The sequence below is a fragment of the Bacteroides sp. An279 genome, from assembly GCF_002159615.1.
In the GTDB taxonomy this organism is placed as follows: Bacteria; Bacteroidota; Bacteroidia; order Bacteroidales; family Bacteroidaceae; genus Phocaeicola; species Phocaeicola intestinalis.
Window position 1 is genome coordinate 1 of record NZ_NFJA01000205.1, and the last position, 801, is coordinate 801.

The 801-nt window shown below is 47.9% G+C and carries 1 protein-coding gene; it reads right to left on the reverse strand.

Features of this window, described 5'->3' with window-relative positions; translation table 11 throughout:
• Positions 1–801: PD-(D/E)XK nuclease domain-containing protein (locus B5F78_RS16630; protein WP_162608596.1), on the reverse strand; the 801-nt coding region annotated here is incomplete at both ends.

An 801-nucleotide genomic window follows, 5' to 3' on the forward strand; every position in this document is an offset into this window, starting at 1 on the left:
CTTCGTCTGCCGAACCGTCCAGTTTGAACTCAAAGATATAGACGTAATCGGGTGTCTCTACGATGCAGTCCACCCGTCCTTCGCTCTGTTCCTTTTCGGTATAGACCGTATAGACGCTGACCAGGCGGAATATCAGGTAGAACGTATAGTGGAAATAACGCTCCCTTTCCCTCTCGTCCTGCTTGCGACGCATGGTGTAAGGGATGTCGGCAAGGAAGGAGGTGAACAATTTGTTTAATTTCTCCAATTCTCCCCTGCGCAAAGATAGGACCACATTACGCACCCAACTGCCCATTTCTTGCCGGGGCTTCAAATAATCTGAAGCAATCAATGCCACAAATCCTTTCTTGACTTCGTTGTTGGGAAAATCGAGTAGAAATGTCCCGAAATCGCGGTCATAACCTTTGATGGTGAGATACCCACTCTGGTAAATCATCGGCAACGGTTTTTCTACATTTGCCTTATAGTCGACAAATTCCTGCGGGTCGTAATATTTTCCGGTTAGTTCATCCAGGTTCTCATTGGTATGCGCTAGCAGGCGGATGAGGTATGAAGGCGTACCGCTACGGAACCAGTAATCACGGATAGAGCCGGAAGCAAAAGCATTGAGCAGGCTGAAAGGATTGTAGACATCGGTCATCTTTTCGCTGAAATGATATCCATCGTACTGGCGTTTGAGCAGAACGGTCATCTCTTCCTTGGATATGCCTTCCCTGTCTGCCATATCACTTATCGGACCGGCAAAGTAGTGTTCCAGTTCTTCCTGGGTGATACCGCACAGGGCTTCATAGCGTATGTCCA